Source organism: Sporosarcina sp. FSL K6-6792 (genome assembly GCF_038004885.1).
Lineage (GTDB): Bacteria > Bacillota > Bacilli > Bacillales_A > Planococcaceae > Sporosarcina > Sporosarcina psychrophila.
In genome coordinates this window covers 1,562,970-1,587,207 of record NZ_JBBOSA010000001.1, presented here as the reverse complement: position 1 = coordinate 1,587,207, position 24,238 = coordinate 1,562,970, and the positions used below count along the sequence as shown (strand labels likewise).

22 protein-coding genes, 1 pseudogene and 3 riboswitches are annotated in these 24,238 nt (G+C 39.6%); of the genes and pseudogenes, 20 read left to right on the top strand and 3 right to left on the bottom strand.

All coding sequences use genetic code 11. The annotated features are described in order from the left end of the window. The first annotated feature begins 143 nt into the window (after nucleotides 1-143). From MKZ26_RS07555 to lepB, 14 genes and pseudogenes are all read left to right on the top strand, one after another. On the top strand, nucleotides 144-1,406 hold the full coding sequence (locus MKZ26_RS07555; protein WP_340765483.1) for a quaternary amine ABC transporter ATP-binding protein: 1,263 nt from the start codon (nucleotides 144-146) through the stop codon (nucleotides 1,404-1,406). Continuing rightward, nucleotides 1,399-2,250, top strand: a complete 852-nt coding sequence (locus MKZ26_RS07550) for an ABC transporter permease (protein WP_067207181.1) — start codon at nucleotides 1,399-1,401, stop codon at nucleotides 2,248-2,250. Before MKZ26_RS07555 ends, MKZ26_RS07550 begins: the two co-directional genes overlap by 8 nt. Beyond that, entirely contained in the window at nucleotides 2,247-3,146 is a 900-nt protein-coding gene (locus tag MKZ26_RS07545) for a glycine betaine ABC transporter substrate-binding protein (protein WP_067207184.1), read from the top strand. Before MKZ26_RS07550 ends, MKZ26_RS07545 begins: the two co-directional genes overlap by 4 nt. Nucleotides 3,147-3,362: 216 nt before the next feature. Then, nucleotides 3,363-3,510, top strand: a riboswitch (FMN riboswitch). After that, nucleotides 3,495-4,651: pseudogene (gene ribD / locus MKZ26_RS22335) on the top strand (bifunctional diaminohydroxyphosphoribosylaminopyrimidine deaminase/5-amino-6-(5-phosphoribosylamino)uracil reductase RibD). (Overlaps the previous riboswitch by 16 nt.) 6 nt (nucleotides 4,652-4,657) lie before the next feature. Next, nucleotides 4,658-5,308: a riboflavin synthase gene (ribE, locus tag MKZ26_RS07530; RefSeq protein WP_340765477.1), complete on the top strand. Its 651-nt coding sequence runs from the start codon at nucleotides 4,658-4,660 to the stop codon at nucleotides 5,306-5,308. A gap of 13 nt (nucleotides 5,309-5,321) precedes the next feature. Continuing rightward, a complete protein-coding gene (locus MKZ26_RS07525) occupies nucleotides 5,322-6,515 on the top strand; it encodes a bifunctional 3,4-dihydroxy-2-butanone-4-phosphate synthase/GTP cyclohydrolase II (protein WP_340765475.1) in 1,194 nt (397 codons plus the stop codon). A 12-nt stretch (nucleotides 6,516-6,527) separates the two neighbouring features. Further along, entirely contained in the window at nucleotides 6,528-6,992 is a 465-nt protein-coding gene (gene ribH / locus MKZ26_RS07520; RefSeq protein ID WP_340765473.1) for a 6,7-dimethyl-8-ribityllumazine synthase, read from the top strand. Nucleotides 6,993-7,240: 248 nt separating this feature from the next. Then, a complete protein-coding gene (locus tag MKZ26_RS07515) occupies nucleotides 7,241-8,080 on the top strand; it encodes an amino acid ABC transporter substrate-binding protein (protein WP_067207197.1) in 840 nt (279 codons plus the stop codon). Beyond that, a complete protein-coding gene (locus MKZ26_RS07510; RefSeq protein ID WP_067207199.1) occupies nucleotides 8,067-8,768 on the top strand; it encodes an amino acid ABC transporter permease in 702 nt (233 codons plus the stop codon). Before MKZ26_RS07515 ends, MKZ26_RS07510 begins: the two co-directional genes overlap by 14 nt. Nucleotides 8,769-8,803: 35 nt before the next feature. Beyond that, the gene (locus tag MKZ26_RS07505) at nucleotides 8,804-9,538 is read left to right on the top strand and encodes an amino acid ABC transporter ATP-binding protein (protein WP_340765468.1); all 735 of its coding nucleotides are present in this window, start codon (nucleotides 8,804-8,806) and stop codon (nucleotides 9,536-9,538) included. 127 nt (nucleotides 9,539-9,665) lie between these two features. Then, nucleotides 9,666-10,013: an ASCH domain-containing protein gene (locus tag MKZ26_RS07500; RefSeq protein WP_187047177.1), complete on the top strand. Its 348-nt coding sequence runs from the start codon at nucleotides 9,666-9,668 to the stop codon at nucleotides 10,011-10,013. A gap of 8 nt (nucleotides 10,014-10,021) precedes the next feature. After that, entirely contained in the window at nucleotides 10,022-10,465 is a 444-nt protein-coding gene (locus MKZ26_RS07495; RefSeq protein WP_067207205.1) for a hypothetical protein, read from the top strand. Between the two features lie 258 nt (nucleotides 10,466-10,723). Next, on the top strand, nucleotides 10,724-11,233 hold the full coding sequence (locus tag MKZ26_RS07490; protein ID WP_340765465.1) for an RNA polymerase sigma factor: 510 nt from the start codon (nucleotides 10,724-10,726) through the stop codon (nucleotides 11,231-11,233). After that, nucleotides 11,230-12,018 carry a signal peptidase I gene (lepB, locus tag MKZ26_RS07485; RefSeq protein ID WP_340765463.1) on the top strand — a complete coding sequence of 263 codons (789 nt, stop codon included), beginning with the start codon at nucleotides 11,230-11,232 and terminating at the stop codon, nucleotides 12,016-12,018. Before MKZ26_RS07490 ends, lepB begins: the two co-directional genes overlap by 4 nt. Nucleotides 12,019-12,138: 120 nt before the next feature. Here lepB and MKZ26_RS07480 read toward each other — a convergent pair whose 3' ends face one another. Then, nucleotides 12,139-13,128 (bottom strand): YpdA family putative bacillithiol disulfide reductase, encoded by a 990-nt coding sequence (locus tag MKZ26_RS07480; protein ID WP_067207211.1) that lies wholly within the window; start codon nucleotides 13,126-13,128, stop codon nucleotides 12,139-12,141. Between the two features lie 538 nt (nucleotides 13,129-13,666). Between MKZ26_RS07480 and MKZ26_RS07475 the strand changes: the two genes are divergently transcribed. The 5 genes from MKZ26_RS07475 to MKZ26_RS07455 all read left to right on the top strand — a co-directional run bounded on the left by MKZ26_RS07475 (nucleotide 13,667) and on the right by MKZ26_RS07455 (nucleotide 19,707). Continuing rightward, nucleotides 13,667-14,356 carry a M15 family metallopeptidase gene (locus MKZ26_RS07475; protein WP_340765460.1) on the top strand — a complete coding sequence of 230 codons (690 nt, stop codon included), beginning with the start codon at nucleotides 13,667-13,669 and terminating at the stop codon, nucleotides 14,354-14,356. A 145-nt stretch (nucleotides 14,357-14,501) separates the two neighbouring features. Further along, nucleotides 14,502-14,972, top strand: a complete 471-nt coding sequence (locus tag MKZ26_RS07470) for a GNAT family N-acetyltransferase (protein ID WP_340765458.1) — start codon at nucleotides 14,502-14,504, stop codon at nucleotides 14,970-14,972. Nucleotides 14,973-15,481: 509 nt separating this feature from the next. After that, nucleotides 15,482-15,567: riboswitch (cyclic di-GMP riboswitch) on the top strand. A 110-nt stretch (nucleotides 15,568-15,677) separates the two neighbouring features. After that, on the top strand, nucleotides 15,678-17,417 hold the full coding sequence (locus MKZ26_RS07465) for a methyl-accepting chemotaxis protein (RefSeq protein ID WP_340765456.1): 1,740 nt from the start codon (nucleotides 15,678-15,680) through the stop codon (nucleotides 17,415-17,417). Further along, nucleotides 17,417-18,169 carry an SDR family NAD(P)-dependent oxidoreductase gene (locus tag MKZ26_RS07460; protein ID WP_340765454.1) on the top strand — a complete coding sequence of 251 codons (753 nt, stop codon included), beginning with the start codon at nucleotides 17,417-17,419 and terminating at the stop codon, nucleotides 18,167-18,169. Before MKZ26_RS07465 ends, MKZ26_RS07460 begins: the two co-directional genes overlap by 1 nt. A 26-nt stretch (nucleotides 18,170-18,195) precedes the next feature. Further along, complete coding sequence (locus tag MKZ26_RS07455) at nucleotides 18,196-19,707, top strand: sodium:solute symporter family protein (protein ID WP_340765452.1); 1,512 nt, start codon at nucleotides 18,196-18,198, stop codon at nucleotides 19,705-19,707. Nucleotides 19,708-19,837: 130 nt separating this feature from the next. Here the strand turns inward: MKZ26_RS07455 and MKZ26_RS07450 are convergent, their stop codons facing one another. Then, the gene (locus tag MKZ26_RS07450; RefSeq protein WP_445683406.1) at nucleotides 19,838-20,416 is read right to left on the bottom strand and encodes a uracil-DNA glycosylase; all 579 of its coding nucleotides are present in this window, start codon (nucleotides 20,414-20,416) and stop codon (nucleotides 19,838-19,840) included. Nucleotides 20,417-20,682: 266 nt separating this feature from the next. Between MKZ26_RS07450 and MKZ26_RS07445 the strand changes: the two genes are divergently transcribed. Further along, nucleotides 20,683-21,534: a GNAT family N-acetyltransferase gene (locus MKZ26_RS07445; RefSeq protein ID WP_340765447.1), complete on the top strand. Its 852-nt coding sequence runs from the start codon at nucleotides 20,683-20,685 to the stop codon at nucleotides 21,532-21,534. A gap of 769 nt (nucleotides 21,535-22,303) precedes the next feature. Here MKZ26_RS07445 and MKZ26_RS07440 read toward each other — a convergent pair. Next, nucleotides 22,304-23,473: a pyridoxal phosphate-dependent aminotransferase gene (locus MKZ26_RS07440; protein WP_340765446.1), complete on the bottom strand. Its 1,170-nt coding sequence runs from the start codon at nucleotides 23,471-23,473 to the stop codon at nucleotides 22,304-22,306. Nucleotides 23,474-24,046: 573 nt separating this feature from the next. Next, nucleotides 24,047-24,157, top strand: a riboswitch (SAM riboswitch). Nucleotides 24,158-24,238: the final 81 nt, after the last annotated feature.

The window sequence follows — 24,238 nt, the reverse complement described above, 5'->3', positions numbered from 1 at the left end:
CTTAAAAAGCAATTCGTAGCAATAAAAGTTCGTACAGTTTTTTCTGTACAAACCATTTAAATTGAGAAAACGGTTGTAATGCAAAAAAAAGACAGCTATACTAGAAGACATTCGTCAGTTTTGAAAATATAAGGAGTGTATGTATGAGTGAACAGATTGCCAGTAAGAAAATCCAAGTGATAAACACCACAAAGATTTTCGGTAAAAATGCGAAGCGGGCTTCCCAGCTTCTAAATGAAGGAAAAACAAAAGGTGAGATTTTGAAAGCCACCGGCGCAACAGTCGGGGTGAAAAATGCATCATTCGATGTGTACGAAGGTGAAATATTTGTCATTATGGGATTGTCAGGTAGCGGAAAATCAACGCTTGTTAGATTACTGAACAGGCTGATTGACCCAACAATGGGCAATATCCTGCTAGACGGTGAGGACATCGTTGGGATGAATAAAGAACAACTTCGTAATGTAAGGCGTAAGAAAATTGGAATGGTATTTCAAAACTTCGCACTCTTTCCCCACAAGACGATTCTTGAAAACGCGGAATATGGCTTAGAAATCCAAGGAGTAGCGAAGGCAGAACGTCAAGTCAAAGCGAAAGAATCCTTAGGACTAGTCGGACTTGCAGGATATGAAGATCAATTCCCTAGCCAGCTGAGCGGAGGCATGCAACAGCGTGTTGGTTTAGCGAGAGCGCTAGCTAATGGACCAGATATTTTGCTGATGGACGAAGCATTCAGTGCGCTTGATCCGTTAATCCGCAAAGATATGCAAGACGAATTATTGCAACTTCATAATGATATGGGGAAAACAATTATTTTCATTACGCATGACTTAGATGAGGCACTTCGTATAGGCGACCGCATTGCATTGATGAAAGACGGGGAAATTGTTCAAGTGGGTACGCCCGAAGAGATATTGATGAGTCCGTCGAATGAATATGTAGAACGCTTTGTTGAAGATGTGGATCTTTCTAAAGTATTGACAGCGGGACATATTATGAAAAAAGCTGAGACGGTTCAAATCGACCGTGGAGCGAGAGTAGCTCTTCGAATGATGAAACAACTTGGGATATCTTCAATTTACGTTGTCGATAAAGCAAAGCGTCTTTTAGGTGCGGTCACGGCCCAAGATGCGAGTTTGGCTATTGAAACAGGGAAGACACTTGAAGAAATAATGATTACCGACCTTCCGATGATTCTTCTGGATACAGTGCTAATCGATCTGTTCGATATCGTATCGACAGCGGTTATTCCGGTTGCAGTCGTTGATGAAAATAACAAGCTACAGGGAATTATTATTCGTGGTGCATTGATTGGTGCATTATCAGGTGATAATCAGTTTATCAATAATAACGGAACTTTCGATTCCGATGAACAAACGGATACGGAGGCGAAGATAAATGGATAAATATTTACCTCGTTTGCCATTTGCGGAGTGGATTGACAATGGAGTCGATTGGCTCGTACTAACTTTCGGTACAGTGTTTGACGGAATTTCAGATTTTCTCAAAGGAATAGTTGAAGGATCAGTGGAATTGCTCGATATCGTGCCATCTATTTTACTTGCCGTGTTATTTGCCTTGCTTGCGTGGTTCGTATCTACTCGCCGCATTGCCATATTTACATTGTTCGGCTTGCTGTTCATCGATTACTTGGGCTATTGGTACCCGATGCTGCAAATGCTGGCACTCGTACTCACCTCTGTATTCTTCGCACTGATAATCGGAATTCCAGTCGGTATTTGGGGATCACAACAAGCGACAGCAAGAAAAATCATCAATCCCTTATTGGATTTGATGCAAACCATGCCGGCATTCGTTTATTTATTGCCAGCTATATTCTTCTTTAACATCGGGGTCGTCCCAGGTGTTGTGGCATCTGTTATCTTCTCAATGCCGCCAACAATTCGTTTGACAATGCTTGGAATAGAACAAGTTCCGAAAGATTTAATCGAAGCGACGGAAGCATTTGGTTCTACAACTTGGCAGAGATTGAGCAAAGTACAAATTCCGCTTGCAAAACCGACAATTATGGCGGGTGTCAATCAAAGTATTATGCTTTCGCTATCGATGGTCGTTATTGCATCGATGGTTGGTGCGCCAGGGCTTGGTGAAGAAGTTTACCGAGCTGTTACACAACTTAAAACGGGTGTTGGTTTTGAAACCGGATTGTCCATCGTTATCGTAGCAATCATTTTAGATCGCATCACGCAACACGCAGGAAAGAAAAAACAAGGGGGAACTAAACTATGAAATTAACAAAAAAAGTATTAGGACTTGGAGCGGTTGCTCTGCTTGCAGTAGGACTTGCTGCATGTGGCAGTGACAAGAATGAAGCAGACGGAGACTCCACGAAAACAGTTGGTGAATCAGTAGACTATAAGATTACAGGTATCGATCCAGGTGCAGGTATCATGGAAGCGACTGAAAAAGTACTTACAGAATATGACCTTACAGATTGGGATCTTACAACAGGTTCAAGTGCGGCAATGACAGCTTCACTGAAAAAAGCTTATGACAAAGAGCAACCGATTATCGTTACAGGTTGGACACCGCATTGGAAATTTGCGAAATACGATTTGAAATATCTTGAAGATCCAAAAGGTGTGTACGGTGGGGAAGAGCAGATCCGTACAATCGGAAGAATCGGATTAGCAGAAGATCTGCCAGAAGCTCACCAAATCTTATCGAAGTTCAACTGGACTGAAGAGGATATGGGAGAAATAATGGTAGCTATTCAAGAAGGTGAAAAAGAAGACGCGGCAGCACAAAAATGGGTTGAAGCAAATGAAGAAAAAGTGGCTGTATGGACAGAAGGCGTTGAAAAAGTGGACGGCGACAAGATCAAACTTGCTTACGTTGCATGGGACAGTGAAATCGCTAGTCATAACGTCATGAAAATTGTTTTAGAAGATATGGGTTATAAAGTGACATTAACACAAGTTGAAGCAGGTCCATTATGGACTGCAGTTGCTGACGGTAGTGCAGATGCATCGCTTGCAGCTTGGATGCCGTTAACTCATAAAACATATGCTGATAAATTCGAAGGTAAATTCGAAGAGCTTGGCGTCAATATGGAAGGTGTCAAAGTCGGTCTTGTGGTACCGAAGTATATGGACATCGATTCAATTGAAGACTTGAAGAAATAAATAATAGAATCTCAGTGTTATTTAAGCGCGAGCAATAGGATAATGAACCCGGAAGAACGCTGTAATATGCAGCGGTTTCCCCGGGTTTATTATATGTTGCAAATGCAATGGTATTCTTATTTCATCATACATAGAAGACTCAGTTCTGTTCAATCAGACTGAGTCTTTTTTGATTTTATGGCAGCAGTATGATAACTTTAAGTCGGCACGTATAAACAAACTCTTCGGGGCAAGGTGAAATTCCTTACCGGCGGTGATCGAGCATAGCTCGTCAGTCCGTGACCCGTCCTTCCTTGCTTGGAAGGCGGTGGAGCTGGTGAAATTCCGGCACCGACAGTTATAGTCTGGATGGGAGAAGTTGTTTGGATATACGTGCTGTGCTTGCAGGCTCTGCCCTTTCAAAAAACGAAAGGGGGAATGCCAATGGACCCTCAACATTATATGAGACTTGCTCTTGAACTGGCGCGTAGTGCACAAGGACAAACCTCGCCCAATCCACTTGTTGGTGCTGTTTGTGTGAAAGACGGCCGGATTTTAGGGACGGGTGCGCACTTGAAAGCTGGGACACCTCATGCTGAAGTGCATGCGCTGGCAATGGCAGGTGCGAATTCTATTGGTGCGGATCTATACGTGGCACTGGAACCGTGTGCCCATACTGGGAAAACACCTCCGTGTACAGATCTCATTATTTCATCTGGAATTCAACGTGTTTTTGTTGCGTCTATCGATCCGAATCCCTCCGTCAATGGAGCGGGAATCGGGCTTCTTAAAGTTGCTGGGATTGAAGTCATTACCGGCATTTTACAGGAAGAGGCAGAGCAGTTAAACCAAGCATTTTTTCATTTCATCAGATACGGGAAACCATACGTTACCTTGAAAGCCACCGCAACTCTTAACGGTAGACTTTCAACGCAGAACGGGGACAGCAAATGGATTACTTCGGCTGCATCACGAACCGATGTCCATCACCTCCGCCATACCCATGATGCTATTTTGGTAGACGTACAAACCGTACTTCACGATAACCCTTTCCTCACCACCCGTTTGCCCCATGGTGGAAAGAACCCAATTCGAATTAATTTAGACCGGCATCTCAGGACGCCAAATCAGCGAATGTTGTTACAGACGGCGCTATAGAAACAGTTATTTTTACTCTCGATTCAACACATTCTGAAACTACTTTTTTTGAACATCCTTTAGTTTCAATTAAAAGGATTTCAGAAAACGTATCTTTTTTGAATGAAGTTTTAAAACGTTTTGCTGATAAAGAAATCATGACAATGTTCGTTGAAGACGGTAGCAAAGTTCATTTCAGTTTCATCAATAAAGGTCTCACAGATGAACTGTATTTGTATATGGCTCCGAAATTAATCGACAACGGTTCTTCATTGTTCATGAATGATACTTGGAACCTAATGGCAGAAAGCGAATCCCTGCGTTTTTTAGATGTGCGACAAATAGGAGACGATTTCAGCTTTCATGCCAGGTTTCTGAAGGAGGATTGACAGTAGTTGTTTACTGGGATTATTGAAGAAGTAGGAACAGTTTCAGCGGTTAGGCCAGCAGCGAATTCATTGCAACTATCAATCCGTTGTAGCAAAGTGCTTAGCGATGTTAAAAAAGGCGATAGTCTGGCCGTGAATGGTGTCTGTTTGACGGTATCAGATTTCTCGAGCAATCAATTTACAGCTGATGTCATGCCTGAAACTGTTAAAGCGACAACGCTTCAAGCATTGCGTACGGGAAGTCCAGTTAACTTAGAACGTGCGATGGCGGCGAATGGTCGTTTCGGCGGACATATAGTCAGTGGACATGTCGATGGCACTGGCGAAATTGTTTCGGTTAGACAAAAAGAAAATGCCATCTATATGGAAATCAGTATCGCAACTAAATTATTGAAGTATTTTATCCCAAAAGGTTCAGTAACTGTGGATGGAACTTCACTTACTGTATTTGGTGTGACGAGTATTGGTTTTATCATCTCATTAATTCCAGTCACGCAAGGTGACTCAATCATCGGCCGAAAACGGGCTGGGGATCGAGTGAACGTAGAATGCGATATGCTCGCGAAATATATAGAACGGCTAATAACTACAGACAAAGAGAATCCAACTGGCGGTTTAACAATGGATACCCTTATCGCCAGTGGATTCCTCAGTTAAGGGGGCAAAGCAGATGTACTCTACCGTAGAAAAAGCAATTGAAGAACTAAAAAAAGGAAAAGCAATTATTGTCGTTGACGACGAAGACCGGGAGAACGAAGGTGACTTTGTTGCACTTGGTGAATTCGCTACACCCGAAATGATTAACTTTATGGCGACGGAAGGCCGTGGATTGATTTGCGTGCCGATAGACGAAGAGAAATCGCGACAGCTTGAACTCGGACTTATGACGGAAAATAATAGTGATGTGCACGGAACTGCATTTACGATTAGCATTGATCATGCGGATTGTCATACTGGAATCTCTGCATTTGAACGGTCGGAAACAGTATTAAGGATGCTAGGGACTGAAGCAGGTCCAACAGACTTTAGAAGACCAGGACATATATTTCCGCTAATAGCGAAGTCTGGCGGCGTCCTAAAGCGCTCTGGTCATACAGAAGCAGCTGTAGACCTCGCGAAGCTCGCGGGAGCAGAACCTGTCGGCGTCATATGTGAAATTATGAACGTCGATGGGACAATGGCGAGAGGTCCACAGTTGAAAGAGATAGCTGAACGATTTGATCTTGTTATCTTAACCATTCAGGAACTAATTGCTTATCGTCGCATCAATGAAAAACTTGTTGAGCGCATTGTAGATATTAGTCTGCCAACAGATTTTGGAGATTTTAAAGCAGTCGCTTTCGTTGAAAAAGAAACAGGGAATGAACATATTGCTTTGGTAAAAGGTGATATCGAAGATGCTGAAAATGTACTCGTCCGCGTTCATTCGGAATGTTTGACAGGCGATGTCTTTGGCTCATATCGATGTGATTGTGGTCCGCAACTTCAAGCTGCACTTGCACAGATTGAAAAAGCCGGAAGAGGCGTCTTACTCTATATGCGTCAGGAAGGTCGTGGAATAGGTCTCGTCAATAAAATGAAGGCCTACAAGCTGCAGGAAGAAGGATACGATACTGTTGAAGCCAATGAGAAATTAGGATTTCCAGATGACCTTCGAGATTATGGCATCGGTGCACAAATACTGCGGGATCTCGGTTTAACGTCGATTCATCTTCTGACGAACAACCCGCGTAAAATTGCTGGAATAGCAGGACACGGGTTAGAAATAACAGAGCGCATTCAAATCGAAATGCCTGTTAAAGTGGAGAACAAAATTTATATGGAAACAAAGAAAAATAAAATGGGACACTTATTGCATAATTGAGGGGGAATAATGATGAGAACAATTTATGAAGGACATTTAGTTGGAACAGGGCTTAAAGTTGGAATCGTGGTAGCAAGGTTCAATGAATTCATTACAGGAAAATTACTAAGCGGAGCGGAAGATGCATTGCTTCGTCACGGAGTAGCCGACAGTGATATCGCGGTTGCTTGGGTGCCAGGTGCCTATGAAATTCCGCTAATAGCGAAGAGGATGGCGGCTTCCGGTAAGTTCGATGCAGTTATCACACTTGGTACAGTTATCCGCGGAGCAACACCGCATTTCGACTATGTATGTAATGAAGTGGCTAAAGGGGTCGCGGCCATCAATCTGCAGGAAGGCATCCCGGTTATTTTCGGTGTCTTGACAACAGACACGATTGAACAGGCAATTGAACGTGCGGGAACGAAAGCCGGCAATAAAGGATGGGATGCAGGGAATGCAGCGATTGAGATGGCGAATTTGTTGAAACAGATATAATCGTTGATAAATAGAAGGCACAGTTTTCGGTTATCCGGAAACTGTGCCTTTTTTAATATTTCAACACCCGCGTACATGTTAGTTAAGGAAATGTAGTAATAGAGTGAATAATGAGGTTAGTTTTGGGGATTCCGAGGTATAAAGAATAAAGGAAAGGTTTTTTGAGGAAACTATTTTTTGACGAAGTGCATACAATGTTGTATGATGCTAATAACCAAGTAAGTTAATATGAATTAAGGAGAATGGGTATGAAGAAATTTAGTTTACGCGTAATTCTACTATTTACAGCAATCATTTTACTTGCTGCATGCGGAAACGCTAATAAAGGAAATACAAGTGGTAGTGAAGAGTCTAAAGGAAACAGTGATTCAGGAAAGAAAACGGAAGATTTACTTGTGAAAATACAGGATGAAGGCAAGTTAACAATCGGGACAGAAGGAACATATCCACCATTTACATTCCATGATGATAAAGGGGAACTTACAGGTTTTGACGTTGAAATCGCAAGAGAAATAGCGAAACGACTCGGGGTAGAGCCTGTATTTCTAGAAACGCAATGGGATGCGATTTTCGCAGGGCTTGACTCTAAACGGTTCGATATGATTGCAAACCAAGTAGGGATTCGTGAGGACCGTATTGAGAAATATGACTTTTCGGAACCGTACATTTCATCATCTGCAGTCCTCATTACAAATACTAGTAATAAAGATGTGACAAGCTTTGAAGATATTAAAGGGTTAAAGTCTGCGCAGTCATTAACGAGTAACTATGCAGACACTGCAAGATCTTACGAGGCTGAAATTGTGGGTGTTGAAGGATTTAACCAAGCTATTGAGCTCATCAATTCCAAACGTGTAGATGTAACGATAAATGATAATTTATCTTTCTTAGACTTTATGAAGCATAAACCAGATGCACCTGTCCAAATTGTGGCGACAGCAGATGACGTTTCACAAAGTGGTTTAATGTTTAGAAAAGGTAATGAAACACTTGTTAACGAAGTAAATAAAGCACTAAATGCAATGATTGAAGACGGAACATACTTAAAAATCTCCGAGAAATGGTTTGGTGAAGATGTCCTTAACTAATATTTTAGCTAACCCAGAGAAAGTACAAAGACTTCTAGATATTGCCCTAACATCCCTTTGGCCATTGCTGGAGGGAGCTCTTTACTATACGCTTCCTTTAACGTTTCTTTCTTTTTTCTTTGGAATTATTCTTGCAGTATTAACTGCGTTAGGAAGAATATCAACAAGCAAGCCGCTACAAATTATCGCAAGAATTTATGTATCTGCAATTCGTGGAACGCCTTTACTCGTACAACTATTTATTTTGTTTTTCGGATTGCCAACGGTCGGAATAGTTATAGATCCATTTCCAGCCGCCGTCTTCGGATTTTCATTGAATGTAGGGGCGTATGCTTCAGAAGTAATTCGCGCAGCAATACAGTCGATACCGAAGGGACAGTGGGAGGCAGCACATACGATTGGCATGAACTATACTCAAACGCTTAGGCGAATCATTCTACCGCAAGCAACGAGAGTATCTATCCCGCCTTTATCGAATACATTTATTAGTCTTGTGAAAGATACATCGCTGGCATCGCTTATTTTAGTGACAGAAATGTTTAGAAGGGCTCAAGAAATCGCTTCTGCAAACTATGAGTTTTTATTACTTTATACTGAAGCGGCGATTATCTATTGGCTCATTTGTTTTATCCTTTCCTTAATTCAAGACAGAATTGAACATCGGCTGGATCGATATGTGGCTAAGTGATAAGTTGAAAAAACAACTGTTAGAAGGTGCAAACTATGATTTCAATAAAAGGCTTGTATAAAAAGTTCGGGGACCTTGAAGTGTTAAAGGGAATCGATTTGGATGTGAATAAAGGAGAAGTCGTAGTTGTCATAGGTCCATCAGGCTCTGGTAAAACGACACTACTTAGATGTTTGAATATACTGGAAGTCCCGACAGCTGGGACTATAACTCTTGATGGCCACGAAGCAGACTTTTCTAAACGTGTGGCAAAAAAAGAAATTGACTATTTTAGAAGTGAAACAGGTATGGTGTTTCAGAATTATAATTTGTTTCCTCATAAGACTGCTCTTGAAAATGTGATGGAAGGGCCAGTCATCGTAAAAAAAGAAGCTAAAGATGTAGCACGGAAAAAAGCTGAGAACTTGTTAAATAAGGTTGGATTAGGTGATAAGTTCGACTTCTATCCTTTTCAACTATCAGGGGGGCAGCAGCAGCGGGTAGGGATTGCAAGGGCGTTGGCATTGGAACCAAAAGTAATGCTGTTTGATGAACCTACATCTGCGCTAGATCCTGAATTAGTCGGTGAAGTGCTGCAGGTCATGAAAGATCTTGCCAATGAAGGAATGACCATGGTTGTCGTTACACACGAAATGCGTTTTGCACAAGACGCAGCCGACGAAGTTATTTTTATAGATAATGGAAAAGTAGTTGAGCGAAATAAACCGAGCGAACTATTTACAAATCCAAAAGAAGAACGAACCCGACAGTTTTTGAACTTAATTTCATAACTAAAATATACGAAAAGATAGCCGATACGCTTGGTTATCTTTTTTGTCTCAGATCGAGAACCTCGCTAAAATTGTTAACAATAGTTATGATAGAGGAGATGTTATTTTATGAAATGAGGCGATTTACATGAGTGAACAATCAAATGTAGTACTACCTAAAAAAACGTGTACGATTGAAAAGCTAGTTACGATACCCAAAGATGTTAAAAAAGTGCTGAATGGCGAAAAGACAGCTACTCGCCGTAATGGTGTTTATGCAGATCTTGGTGAAATTATGGTACTCGACGGTAAAGAGTTTAAAGTAGATACAATTTATTCACAGACGCTCGGCGAAATGACGGACGAACATGCACAACAAGAAGGTTACACAACGATGGAAGAATACAAACAATCTATTCTCGCGATGCATGATAAAATGCCATGGTTACCGACGATGAGTGTTTGGGTGCATGAATATAGCCCAGTAGAGAAATGATGTTCTGAATGAATTCAGGAATCTATGGCGCGATTGTCTTTTTGCATGTTATCAGTGCTGTCCTTGCCATAGGTCCATTATTTCTATTGATGCCGATTATTAAGCGAGTGCGTGGCGTTGAAACGGACATTGAGCAAGTCTACTTGTCTATTATCAATGTCATCATTCGCTTGGTCATGCATGCAGGACATGTTCTCGTCTACACGGGTGTCCTTCTATTGGTATTTGGACCTTGGCCATGGTATACGTCATGGGTAATCATGACGCTTGCTGTTTTGCTACTATCTGGAGTTTTCCTAGCAAGAGGATTCACGGTTGTGCTACGAAGATTTAAGAATCCAGATGCTGATAAAAATAAGATACTTGATCGTTTAAATGGTACTTCATGGCTCTATATCGGCCTTATGCTAATCATGCTCTGGCTCATGGTTCAAAAACCGATGCTTTGGTAGATAACCCGCGATACATAGGAAAAGACGTGCATCTAACTGGTGCATGTCTTTTTTGATATTTAATTCTACAAGCATTTTGCCATAGATTATGGCAATCGATGAAACTGTCATGGCAAGTACGCGAACTGTCATAGCGATCGTCAAAACTGTTGGGATGAGTCAACCTATAACCACTTGTAGGTAAAGCAGGCACATTATTTCATATTTTCGACTCCTTTTTGAAAGTAGTTCGTCTAGTAATGGGGAGGGGGCGGGGCAGTGGAGCAAAGTCTAGAACAGCTTTATGTAGAATATAGTGATCGCATTTATCGATATATCTTTTTACAAGTCCGTCAGAAGGAGTTGGCGGAAGATCTGACCCAAGAAACTTTTTATAGAGCGTTCAAAAATATTCATTCGTTTAATAAACAAGCTAGTATGTTGACATGGCTATTGAAGATAGCTAGAAATGCTACGTATGATCATTTCAGGCGGAAAAGGATCATTCGATTTTTCAGTCTTGATAAAGATCTGAATGTGGATACAAGCAATCTTTCGCCGGAAGATGAATTACTGAAAAAGGATATGACTGTAAGGTTGTACAATGCGCTAGCTAGTTTGAAGCCAACCTATCGTGACGTCCTTATTTTACGGAAAATCAACGAAAGCTCGATCAAAGAAACAGCATATATCTTAGGGTGGACTGAGACAAAGGTGAAATCAACAATGGTGCGGGCATTTGCTGCGCTGAAAAAAGAAATGTACAGAATGGAGGGGGAGAACGGATGAATGACTTCGATGAATTTGATGGTGAGTTTAACGAGTTGAAGGATGTTGATAGATTCGAAACTGATCGAATGATTAGCTTGGAGAAAGTCATTGCTAAAAGTGGGAAAAAGAAATTTAACATGCTCCCACTAATTTTTTCTAGCTTTGCCATCTTTGCTGTTGGACTATTTTTAATGATGACGATTAAAGAGTATACATCTGAAGTTGAAAGTCAGAAAACAATCATTGATGATCAATCCGTCCCCGAAATTCCAATTGTCGAAGTAGATTCAAATATGATCACTGTAGAATACGGAATAGATAATATGGACAAAGGAAATCACGATTATGAAACAATAGGTACTGGAAAAAGAATTGTAGTAGAGCCGGGAGTCTCAGGCTTTCAACGCGGGGACGTTATTTATTTTACAACACCGAAGTATTCAAATGGAAATCCAAATTTAAATTTAGCAGGAAATTATATATCAAGAGTTGTGGGCTTACCAGGAGAGAGAATTGAAATTAGAGAAGGTCAGCTATATATTGATGAAATGAAACTAGAGTCTTTTTATTCATTTCCAACCGTAAGAGGAATGAATAAGGAAAAGTATTTTGAAACAGTCGATTCTCAAAATTCCTCTATGACTGAAGAGGATTTTGAAGAAAGCATGGATGCCATTTTAGTACCAGAAGGCACAGTATTTGTGCTGGGGGACCAGTGGTGGAGAAGTACAGACAGCCGTCACTTCGGACCTTTATCATTAAGCCAAGTGGAAGGGAAAGTAATAGGATATGGAATTGAATAATAAAATAATATGCCTGATAGCCTATTATTTAGGGGATCATAAATAGTTTAAATTTAAATCGTCTGTAATTGAAAAAAGCTCATCAAGTCACATTCATTGTGATTTGGTGAGCTTTTAACATCATAAGTTACTTTGAACATAGGACAGACGTTGTGCAATTTCATTTGCAATTTTCATGCCATGAAAGCGTCCGTCTTCAATGTAAACACGATTTGTAATGCCACCCGTTACAACGCCAGAAAGAAAAACGTTCTTGACATTTGATTCATATGTCTCTTGATTAAATGAAGGAACTAATGAAGAGAGGTCAGTTTGAATTCCAATGCTTTGAAGCAGTGAAATATTGGGTTGATAACCGATGAGGGAAAATACATAGTCATTTTGAAGTGTAACTGTTCCGTCAGAAGAGTTTATGCGAATAGTTGATTCATCGATAGCAGCAATACTGGAATTGGGATGAAAATCAATTTTTCCTTTTTTAAGAAGGTTACGCATATCTAATAACAACGATGGTTTAATGCCTTCTAAGACTGTTTCTCCGCGATGCACAAGTGTAACATGCGCTCCGTTACGATAAAGATCAATAGCCGCTTCAATTGCTGAATTTTTACCACCAACAACTGTAACATGTTGTCCATAATAGAGGTGACCTTCTTTATAGTAATGTGATACCTTCGCTAAATTATCTCCGTCTACACCTAGTTGTCTTGGCGTATCGAAAATTCCTGTTGCAATAACAATCATCTTCGCTTCGTAAGGAATGGTGTTGCCATTACGATCTTCTGTGTGGACAGTAAAGGATGCTGCATTCTTTGAAATAGAATTAACCTTTTGATAGCACTTAATATTAATTTCTTGTCTCTCAGTTACAAGACGATAATATTTTAATAGTTCAGTTCGATTTGGACGTACATCTTGAGATAGGAATGGAATGTTGCCGATTTCTAAGCGATCAGAAGTACTATAGAAAGTCATGTGTAATGGACAGTTGACAATGGAATTGACAATCGCCTCTTTTTCAATAATCACATAAGAAAGTCCTTTTTCTTGTAGGGCAAGACCCGTTGATAAGCCACACGGGCCACCGCCAATAATAACAACATCATACATACAATAAATATCCTCCTTAAACTTTTACATAAACAATGGTTAAAAGCATTAATTTTTTTAGGAATGTTGCATGCGTAAATAATGCAACAATGCAGTATAAGCCTTACCCGTTAGTATGCTCAGACGAGTGGGAAGAAATACTGGGAAAATATAAACTAAGAATAAAATTCATTTTATACTTCGCTTGAAGGGGCCAATTCTCAAGTAGCTAAAGAAATTGTTCAAGAATTACTCTATCGTGGATTTCTTTAGATCAACGCGATTCCTATGTATGTGTTCAAGTATTGCTTGTACAAATTTTATATAATGTAGCATCTGTTACAAAGTGTTGTTGGAATGTCCATTTATAATTGTGTGCGTGTAAGAATAAGGGGAGGGACTTAATTTTCTGAAAACTATTAGAAACCATTGGGTAAATAATGTATAGTAAGCAGTATCCGTGATCGTAAGTGAAATCTGAAATCTATTTGCTTAACTATTGGAGTGACAAATCTTTGGTTGTTGTAGGTAACCCAAACGAAGGGAAAGAGGATATTTTATGAAAGACTCTAGAAAAGTTTTAATGAGTGATCCATTAGTATTCACAATTCTTGCACTGCCTTCCAGAGAGCCATTTATTGACCTTATTGGCTTCGATTCAGATATCGTTGTGGACCAATCTCTTTCAAACAGGAGTCAATACTTTTCATTCGTCCGACTTTCAATAGCGAAGAAACTATTCTTAGCTAAAAAGTATCTTCCGAAAGATATTCATTTTTTTATTAAAGAGGGGTATAGATCTTTAGATATTCAAGAGATAGCTTTTAAGCGTTCTTTGCAACGGGTAAAAGAAAAATTTCCAAATCAAGATTTATCATATTTAATTGCCGAGGCATCTAAATATGTAGCACCTCCTCATGTAGCTCCACATCCAACAGGTGGTGCAGTGGATTTAAGCCTAATTGATTCGAATGGTTTCGAATTGGATCTTGGTACGCCATTTGATGCTATACCACACGAGACTGACAACGCGACTTTTTTTGATGCAACAAATATCTCTGTAGAAGCCATTCAGAATCGTAAAATCTTGGCACACGCTCTTCGGTCCGTTGGCTTTGTTAATTATTTTACGGAATGGTGGCATTGGTCATACGGCGACAAATACTGGGCTGTAATGAATAACGTAGATCAAGCACTTTATAATCACGTTACGGATTCAGAGTTGTTGGATTTAGTGCAAGAGGTATAACTGGAACGAAAGAAAAGTTAGAAACCCGTATTATACGGATATTTGCATGCATGTATGTATAAAATTATTGAAATGTTCGTCGAGATAGTTATTTTATAGTGATAACTAGGTGGTTAATACAACAAATTGAAAGAAGGTAAAATGAATGGACCTAATTATCAAGAGAACCAAAGAAGTTGAAGCACGGCGACTTTTAGAAATACAAACAGAAGCTTTTTCAGAGGATTTAATAAGATATGAAGACCACGACACCAACCCAGTCAATGAACCTATTGAAAAATTACTTCGGAAAATTGAAATCTTCATACATTACACTATTTGGCTTGACGATGAGATTATTGGTGGTGCTGATATTCGTGATTTAAAAGAAAACAAGTACCGACTAAATAGAGTTTTTTTATCTTGCGAATATCAAAATAAAGGTCTTGGAAGCAAGATAATGAAACTAATTGAAAGCGAGTTTCCTACTGCTATTGAATGGAGTTTAGATACACCACATTTAAACACAAGAAATCATCATTTTTACGAGAAATTAGGATTCAAAAAAGTAAGACAGCATCAAATTACTAGCAAGCTTTTTTTAATTGACTATGTGAAAAAGATAGGAAGTAATTAATACTTTTACTTAACTCCCATGAAAATTAAACGCCAAATTTCACAAAATCAGCAACTCTAAAAGGAACTTAGCTCTTTTTAAAAAGTAAGAGTGTAGCTTCTAGTAGAAAAAAGGGCAAATAGATTTGATGAAACAGAATAAACAAATAGATAGGTCGAGCAAGCTATTCGCATTTTTATATAGCGTTTTCATAGCAGCACCTTTCTATAGCATATCAGGCATTTCTTCTTACCTGGAAGTATAAAAGTTGAAGTTGCCAGAAATGAGAATACTTTTGATATTGAAATTTCCAGCAATGCTATCCTTGAAAAGAATTTGATGTAACAATTTAAAACAGTGGAAAATAAATATGGTCGGGGGAGTAAAGGCACTATTTTTCTTTTTTTACCAATGACTATATACTAGTTTGGGTGTTTTGAAAGCAGGACATTAAGCGGTGTCATTATACTACTCTATGAATCTTTTGGTACTTCATATTGCCATCTATTAGACTATGTGGTATATTTTTTGATGGTTATAGGCAAACCTATTGAAAAGTAGGGACGCAAAGCTACAGGTCTAAAGTAATTATTACTATGACGGCTGAGCTGCTCAAGAAACGCTAGATAATAGTCTAGTTTTTTTATTTGCCTATTTCATTGTGAAATGGGCCTTTTTTCATGTGTAAAGAAAGATACAAAAATTGAAGAGGAGGAAATAATTATTATGCGTTTTTTTAAAAACATATCATTAAAGTATAAGCTTTTACTTACAGTTTCTATTATTGTTTTAGCACTTTTTACTGTTCTAACGACACAAAGTATTTCTCAATTGAACGGCCAGTTAGAAAATGACCTAGAACAAGAGTTAAAAAGTGTTGGCTTATTGACAGCCATGAACCTAGATTCCGAAGATATAGATGGTCTATTGAAAGTTCAAGGGGAAGACGATCCTGAATTTTTGAAAATGCAAAGTACCTTGGATGGCATAAGGGAAGAACAGGGAATCATGTTTTGGAGTTATATATGGGAGATGGAGGATAATGGCGTCACTCCTATCGGCTATACGGAAAATTTGAATGAAGCGTATGAAGCGGGGGAATTGTTTACTGATCTTGCTCCTGTTCATGTAGATACTGCTAAGCTTGCGATTAAAAATGATCAATCAGAGGTAACAAGCATCTTTGAGGACTCATTCGGATCATGGCGAACAGTTTTCAGCCCTCTTAAGGATGAAAGCGGAAATACAATTGCAGTGTTAGGAATTGATTATTCTGCGGATTATATTGATACCATCATTAAAAAAAGTGTTACAAAACAGATTATTATTGCAGTAATCGGAATTTCAATCTTATTAGTATTGCTGTATTTTACAATTGATCGGCTTCTATTACCACTTAAAAAAGTGGTCATTGTTGCAGACCAAGTGGCAAATGGAGAATTGAACGATGTTGATCTCCAGATTACAAATGATGAAGTTGGACAACTTTCACAATCGATAAAAACAATGGTTTCAAATTTGCAACATGTCATATTAAACATTAGAAATACATCTGATCACGTTGCATCATCAGCCAATCAGCTAACTATGAATGCGACAGAATCGTATATTAGTTCAACAAACGTTTCGAAAGAAATGAAGAATATCGCTCAAAACGCTGAAACTTCTTTGGTGATGACTGAAGAAACAGCAGCTGCAATGGAAGAAACAGCAGGTGGCATACAACAAATCGCTGATTCAGCCAATACTGCTTCTGAATCGTCTCTGACAGCCTCAATTGCTGCTGAACAAGGAAATAAGGTTGTCCAACAGGTGATTGATCAAATGCAATTAATTAATACATCTGTAGAACAAATAGAGGAAACTATTAATGGTTTACATGCTAATTCTAATAAGATTAGTGACATTGTGAACATTATTACTGCTATAGCAGAGCAAACAAATTTGTTAGCACTAAACGCTGCTATTGAAGCAGCCAGAGCTGGAGAGCATGGTAAAGGATTTGCTGTCGTTGCAGATGAAGTAAGGCGTTTAGCTGAACAATCATCTCAGTCGGCTAAAGAGATTTTCCAACTAATTCATATGATTCAAACGGATTCTAATGCCTCTGTAACCGTGATGGAAAAAGGAAAAGAAGACGTAAGAGTGGGAATGGATTATACGAATGAAGTAGGCGAGATATTTAAACGGATTGTACAATCTGCAGATGAAGTCGCAGATCAAATCCGGGAAATTTCTGCTGCATCTCAAGAAATTTCTGCATCCTCTGAAGAAGTAGTCGCATCCGTTAATAATATTAAGAAAACATCTCAACAATCTACCGAGTTTTCATTGAATGTCTCACAAGCTACACAAGAACAATTGGTGTCGATGCAAGAAGTGAAAGAAGCATCTGCTTCATTAGGCCAAACTGCGGAGAAGCTGCAATCCCTAATTACAAACTTTAAATTGGAGAGTGAAGATTAATGGATTTAAAGCTTACCGGTAAAAATGTTCTCATTACAGGCTCTAGTATGGGGATAGGCAAGGCAATTGCTTTAGCTTTTGCTGAACAGGGAGCAAATATTTTAATAAACTATATTGGCAGCGATCAAGAGGCGGAAACAGTTCGTCTACAAGCGGAGGACCATGGCGTGAATGCACTAAAATATTGTGCGGATGTATCTGACTCTAAACAAGTGCAGGATATGTTTCAGTATATGGACAACCAGCTAGGAGCAATTGATATTCTTGTCAACAATGCCGGGTTTGCACAGAATGCTCCTATTACAGATTTAACAGATGAGCAGTGGGACAAAATGATAAAGGTTCATCTTTACGGAAACTTTTATAATTGCCGAGAAGCGGCGAAAAGAATGAAGGAAAAAAATAAAGGTAAAATTATTAACATCTCTTCAGATATAGGAAGTCTAGGGTGTGAAGAATTTACCCATTACTCAGCGGCAAAAGGCGGTATTAATGCTTTTACAAAAGCTTTGGCAAGAGAGTTGGCACCGAATATATTGGTCAACGCTGTGGCGCCTAGTGGAACACATACTGGCATCCTCGAAGCGTTCGGTGAAAACTATATCGCGGAAGAGTCAGCGAAATATCCACTAAAGCGCTTGGCGCAACCTGAGGAAATCGCAAAAACTGTGTTGTTTTTAGCATCAGAAAATGCGGATTTTTATACAGGTCAAATACTAACTCCAAACGGTGGAGTAGTTATGAACGGATAAAAGATAGATGAGGAGCACTTGAATTGATGAATATCGTCGTATTTTGTGTATATTTAGTATTTATTTATTACATTGGCTATAAAGGATATAAGCGCGTCAAAACTGCTGAAGATTTAATTGTGGCGGGCTGGAGTATGCCGTTATCTGTTGTAACTGGGAGTTTAATTGCCGCGTTATTAGCAGCTCCATTCTTTTTTGCTGCTGTCGGCTCAGGTTATACAAGTGGAGGCTTTGAAGGTTCTGCAACAATGGGCGGCCTAGGTACATGTATGATTTTAGGGGCATTAATCTGGACTAAGCCCCTAAGAAGATTAAGAGGATGGACACTAGCGGACTACTACGGATTGAGATATGGTAGTAAAAGATTAGGAGCATACACGGGAATCGTGATGGCGGTAGCATTTGGTATTTTCAATGCCGCAGCTCTCACTGTTGGGGGTACTTATATTATCCAACAACTTTTCCAAATCGATTTCCTTCCAGCTGCACTATTATTTGTTTCGTTAACGGCACTCTACTCCGTTATTGGAGGCTTATGGGCTGTCGCTTACACCGAAATTGTTCAAGGGGGACTAGCGGTAGCGGGAATCCTCGGGATAACCATATTTGTTTTATTCTATTATCCCGATGTTACATTTAACCCTGATTGGTGGAATGTAAATGAATTATTTAGTAGAGGTGGAGTTGAATTCTGGACACTCTATTTAGTTTTAGCTCTTGGTGATATTCCAGCAGTGGACTTAGGTCAGCGTGTTGCAGCGGCAAAAAGTCCGCGTGTCGCACAGCTGAGTATGATTATTGCAGGTTCAGTAATCATTGCTATTAGTTGGATACCTGGAATGTTAGGGGAAGCTTTTAAATCTATTTATCCGAACAGTTCCAATCCCGAAACATTGATGCTTGTTTTTGCACAAGGATATTTCCCTCCTATTTTATCTGCTATCTTTTTAACAGCGATGGCGGCGATGGGTATGTCAACTGTTGCGGCATGTTATGTAGCAACCTCAGGAATTGTTACTAAAAATATTTATTTAGATTTTATTAATAAGAATCCTGATCCGAAAAAACTATTGTTTTTTTCCAGAATGGTGATTCTTGCAAGTGCATTGTTAGGTTTAATCCTGGCGCTAAGTGCTCAAAAAGTTATTGATTTAGCCTATTTAGCATGGGATGTTGTATTTGTTACATTGTTCTGGCCAATCGTTTTAGGCCCATTTTGGAAGCGGGTAAGTACTCCGGCTGTATGGGCAAGTATATCTGTTGGACTCGTATATTATATTATTACGTCACTTACTCACGTTCCTGGGCCGAAAATTCAATCGGATGGGTTTTTGGGCTTGTTGGGCGAATTGTGGCTAACGCCTGTTTTCTCAGGTGTGATTTTTTCTGGAGTGACAATTATCGTAATAAGTCTATTAATCCCACCTACCCAACACGTTCTTGACATGCATGAAATTGAAAAAAATAAAGAACTTGATCACGTTGGAAGTAAAGAAGAACTAGAAATATTGAATACTTCAAAACAACCAAATATTTGAGTTGGTAACAGGACATGCTTAATTGCGTGTCCTGTTTTTTTGAATTCTATCTACCATATCTGATTAATTTATCAAACATTAATATCTTGTCTAATAGTAATATTTGGATTAAAAAAACTTCATATCGTAGCTAGAGGTTCAAAGAATGAAAGCGATCCGCAACGAAAGCCAAGTCCTCCAAAAATAAGTTGCGTAAGTTTGGACGTCGTCTAACTGCAAGTGGATGGTAGGCGACCGCTGTCTGGAATCCACGTACATCGTGCCAACTACCCCGCATTGACTTCACTTCGGCTTCAGGATTTTGAAAAAAAGACTGAACGGCTACATTTCCTAAACAAAGAATGAGAGCAGGCTTTTTTTCTGTAAGCTGCTGTTCTAAATGCCTCATACAAATTTGACGTGCTAATTCTTTGTCATATGCTCGAACGGGCTTTCTCTTTAATATAAAAGTGACGTACAGCTCATCTATTTTCAAGCCGGCTTCATTTGCAACTTCTTGTAGCGTTTGCCGCGTTCCGCAAACAAATGACTCGCCTTCACGATCTTCACGTGCTCCGGGATTGTCAAGAATAATCATAATCGGGGCCGCTGGATTACCTTCACCCCATACCATCCGTGTCCCTTGTTCATAAAGGCCGCATTCCTGGCAATTTACAAGGTGATTTGGGGTTGGCTCCTCCAATAACATTTTTGGACAGAAATCAGGCATTATTTTCAGCTCACTTTGACGTTTATTTACAAAAAAAGAGGAAGCGCCTGAAACAGAAGAACGCAGCCTTAGTACGCCACTACCTGTGGAAATAGCTAGGCCCTTTTGCAGATTATCCCCAGAGAAGCTTTATAATTTCCAGTGCACTAAGGAAAGCTTTCCACTAACCAATGGATTTCAATCAGATTCACAGCATATAGGTTAAATGTGGTAAAATTATTATAATATTTCGATGTTTATTATTTTTATGTGAATGGGGTGTGGGGATGGAGTTTAGACATTATCAAGATGTGCAAAAATTTGCATTGAAAGCTGAACCTGTTTTAGGTAAAAGGGAAGATGTATACAGTCTTTTTTTCGGTGTATTGCAGGCAATTAAAGCAGGTCGATATGAGAAGCCGTTTATGGCGACGATTGAAGAGGAGGGGCAGGTGCTAGCCTTATTTCAAATGACCTATCCACATCCGTTAAACCTAATTTTTGCGGATGAAAGCCGGTTGGAAGAATGTATGGATTTGTTAATAAGAAACCTATTGGAACTTAAAATTGAAATTAGTTCCATCATAGGTTTAAAACCGTGGGCATTCCTCTTCAGTAAGAAATGGGAAGTGAAAACAAGTGTGTATCCTCAATTGATGATGGACCAGGGATTGTATCGATTAGATAATATAGATGAAACACTTGAACACAGTCCAGGCTCTTGGCGTTTGGCAAATACGGATGATTGTTTACTCATCGAGATGTGGTTCAACTTGTTTGAGGAAGATGCAGGACTTCCGCTAACAGCAGTGGAAGATGTGAAAAAGCGAGTTGCATCATTTGTAGCCGAACAGGAAGTATTTTTGTGGGAGGATAATGGCAAAGTAGTTTCCATGATGAAAAAAGCCCGACCGACAAATCATGGTGTAACTGTCTCCCTTGTATTTACACCAAAGGAAGAGAGAAAGAAAGGCTACGCGCGGACGATGGTAGCAGCTGGAACAAAGGAACTTCTAAAAAAATATGATTTTTGTGTGCTTTATACTGATTTGATGAATCCGACAGCAAATAAAATCTACCAAGAGATTGGCTACAAGAGAATTGCAGATTCTATACAGATTGGATTTAGCTTGAAATGAAAAAGATGTGATCTTTATAGGAAATCTGAATCACATAGTTGATCGAAATATATATGAAAATATCTGATATGGGAAAAATTAATTCCGAAACTAGACATGTTGAATTAAAGAATCCTATTGAATCTGACGTGGCGCTCAAAATAAGAGAGTTTTAATTCGGGGTGTGGATTGTAGAACGCTTGGGGCATTGGGGATGCCTTTGCTGCGCCTGCACTAAGCTGTTCATTATCGAGAGAAATGTGATTTTGAGATGTATATGCCGAGATTATAATGCGATTACTTTTTGATACTAATTATATTCAAGAAAGACACACGTTAGGTTGCAGATTTCATCGTAGATAATGAAAAGCTCTTTCTCACATAGACAATCTAGCGTAGGCGTGTCTTCGTGGTAGCCGGAGCGATAAGTGTGAAAGGGGTCTTCTTTCTGGCTTGTCGCGGGAGGCATCCACAAAGCGTCGAAGCGGTATTAGTGGAATCCTAAATCATTTCAAGTACAAGGGCTTTTTCAGTTGCCTCCCAAAAGCCCTTGTAAAGCGCATACACCGTATTCATTTGTTCAACATATATAGAAGATAAATATGACACAAACAATCACAATAAACTAGCTGGAAAGTACAAAGAAGGCATGGCTGGATCCATCATGTGATAAGTCCAAATGATATTCGCTCTTTTCAATGTTTCTAATGAACTAATAATATTTCATATCAAAAAAGCCAAGAATAGAAAACTCCTGGCTTTTTTGATATGAAATCCAAATCTAATTATTTTATCGTGAAAAAATATCGAGTTTTTCAATTCGTGCTACTGCTTCTTTTAAACGGTCTTCACTTTCCAATAAGCCAACACGTATATATCCTTCACCATACTTTCCGAAAGCATGGCCCGGTGCTACGGCAATGTCTGCTTTGTCTAATAGTAACTTGGTGAATGATTCGCTTGTATATCCTTCTGGTACAGGTAACCAAGCGAAGAAAGATGCAGCGGGCGCGATGACATCCCAACCGATTCGTTTACATTCGGAAATTAAGACATTCCGGCGGCTTTCGTAAAGTGAAACGAGCTCATCCACACAATCCTGGCTTCCCGATAATGCCTCTGTTGCTGCGCGCTGAATTGCTGGGAATATATCTATGAATAAATGATCCTGCAATAAGCTGATTGCTTCGATAATATCGGCATTACCGATGGCAAAACCGACCCGCCATCCCGCCATATTATACGTTTTTGACAATGTGTACATTTCAATTCCAACTTCTTTTGCACCTTCTGCTTGCAAGAAACTGACAGGTTTAGCACCGTCAAAACCGATTCCACCATAGGCAAAGTCATGCAAAATTGCAATATCATTGGCTTTTGCCAAAGCAATCGTTTCTTCAAAAAATGGAAGTGTGGCGGTTGCGCTTGTTGGGTTATTTGGATAGTTCAAATACATTAATTTTGCTTGCTTCTTTTGTTCATCGGAGAGAGCAGAGTAATCAGGTAAAAAATCGTTTTCTGCAAGTAATGGCATTAAATTGTATTTAATATTGGCTAAGCTTACACTCGATAAATAATCGGGATATCCCGGATCCGGCAATAAAAGTAATTCATCTTCGTTCATAATCGCGAGGGGTAACTCGACCAATCCCGGTTTTGTTCCAAATAGAATCGCTACTTCTGTTTTAGGATCAATATGAACATCGTATTCTCGTTTATAAAAGTCAGCAACAGCCTGTTTTAATTCGGCAGTCCCTCTGAATGGGGAGTATCCATGTGTTGTTGGATCTTCAACTGCTTCTTGGAGTGCTTTTATAATATGTGGAGGTGTCGGTTGATCGGGATTTCCACGCCCCAAGTTAATAACGTCGCGTCCTTCAGAAAGTGCTTCTTGTACGTTTCGAACAAGTGATGCGAAAAAGTGCGGTGGTAGGTTCTTGAGTCGATTTGATAGTGCCATGTAATAACCTCTCTTCTATGTAATCCAATCTTTAGTGTAAAAGAGTAAGATAGTATAAGTTTTTCACTTGGAGCAGTATCTAGACTCCAGCGCCTTACCCCTCGAGTCGCTTCGGTCCTTAAGTTAAAGGCAAAGAGCGCCTTTCTCTTGAGGCCCTCCAGCGCTTGTCGGGTCTACCAAGGCGCTTGCGCTTTTCTTGTTGTCTAGCTCCAGGCGCCAGCCGCTCTGAGGCCCAAAGGATGTGGGTCACCTAGCCATTGCCGCAGGACGCGGCGTACTTAGGCTAGGTTCCTTGAAAGCAATCCAGCTATGTGGCCAAAGAGCGCCACGTCGTGCCTGCAAGGAAGCAGGTATGCAGTCGTTGCGACAGGACGTCGCGCTCTTAGACTGCCTTCCCCTGGATCGACTTATGCCTGTCACGTCTAGACGGCGCCTTCCGCTTTTCTTATTGTCAGTATACATGGAATGAAATGAAAATGATAATAAATTGTTATATATCAGAACATATTATGTTGACAATCTTATTGAGACATACTAATATGAAACTTATCAATCAAAATAATTACATAATGGTACTTATCAAGAGAGACTGAGGGATAGGCCCGATGACGTCCAGCAACCCCTTGCGTAATGTAAGGAAGGTGCTAACTCCTACAGAGTGAATTTCATTCTGAAAGATGAGCTGAAACCTTTTTATTTTCGGTGCTTCTTTCATATATGAGAGAAGCATTTTTATATGGTCAGACATCTGAGATTTCGTACTTC

Coding starts and splice junctions, on each gene's coding strand:
- MKZ26_RS07555 (WP_340765483.1), top strand. CDS start 144: ATGAGTGAACAGATTGCCAGTAAGAAAATCCAAGTGATAAACACCACA.
- MKZ26_RS07550 (WP_067207181.1), top strand. CDS start 1,399: ATGGATAAATATTTACCTCGTTTGCCATTTGCGGAGTGGATTGACAAT.
- MKZ26_RS07545 (WP_067207184.1), top strand. CDS start 2,247: ATGAAATTAACAAAAAAAGTATTAGGACTTGGAGCGGTTGCTCTGCTT.
- MKZ26_RS07525 (WP_340765475.1), top strand. CDS start 5,322: ATGTACTCTACCGTAGAAAAAGCAATTGAAGAACTAAAAAAAGGAAAA.
- ribH (WP_340765473.1), top strand. CDS start 6,528: ATGAGAACAATTTATGAAGGACATTTAGTTGGAACAGGGCTTAAAGTT.
- MKZ26_RS07515 (WP_067207197.1), top strand. CDS start 7,241: ATGAAGAAATTTAGTTTACGCGTAATTCTACTATTTACAGCAATCATT.
- MKZ26_RS07510 (WP_067207199.1), top strand. CDS start 8,067: ATGTCCTTAACTAATATTTTAGCTAACCCAGAGAAAGTACAAAGACTT.
- MKZ26_RS07505 (WP_340765468.1), top strand. CDS start 8,804: ATGATTTCAATAAAAGGCTTGTATAAAAAGTTCGGGGACCTTGAAGTG.
- MKZ26_RS07500 (WP_187047177.1), top strand. CDS start 9,666: ATGAGTGAACAATCAAATGTAGTACTACCTAAAAAAACGTGTACGATT.
- MKZ26_RS07495 (WP_067207205.1), top strand. CDS start 10,022: ATGAATTCAGGAATCTATGGCGCGATTGTCTTTTTGCATGTTATCAGT.
- lepB (WP_340765463.1), top strand. CDS start 11,230: ATGAATGACTTCGATGAATTTGATGGTGAGTTTAACGAGTTGAAGGAT.
- MKZ26_RS07480 (WP_067207211.1), bottom strand. CDS start 13,128: ATGTATGATGTTGTTATTATTGGCGGTGGCCCGTGTGGCTTATCAACG.
- MKZ26_RS07475 (WP_340765460.1), top strand. CDS start 13,667: ATGAAAGACTCTAGAAAAGTTTTAATGAGTGATCCATTAGTATTCACA.
- MKZ26_RS07470 (WP_340765458.1), top strand. CDS start 14,502: ATGGACCTAATTATCAAGAGAACCAAAGAAGTTGAAGCACGGCGACTT.
- MKZ26_RS07465 (WP_340765456.1), top strand. CDS start 15,678: ATGCGTTTTTTTAAAAACATATCATTAAAGTATAAGCTTTTACTTACA.
- MKZ26_RS07460 (WP_340765454.1), top strand. CDS start 17,417: ATGGATTTAAAGCTTACCGGTAAAAATGTTCTCATTACAGGCTCTAGT.
- MKZ26_RS07455 (WP_340765452.1), top strand. CDS start 18,196: ATGAATATCGTCGTATTTTGTGTATATTTAGTATTTATTTATTACATT.
- MKZ26_RS07450 (WP_445683406.1), bottom strand. CDS start 20,416: ATGCCTGATTTCTGTCCAAAAATGTTATTGGAGGAGCCAACCCCAAAT.
- MKZ26_RS07445 (WP_340765447.1), top strand. CDS start 20,683: ATGGAGTTTAGACATTATCAAGATGTGCAAAAATTTGCATTGAAAGCT.
- MKZ26_RS07440 (WP_340765446.1), bottom strand. CDS start 23,473: ATGGCACTATCAAATCGACTCAAGAACCTACCACCGCACTTTTTCGCA.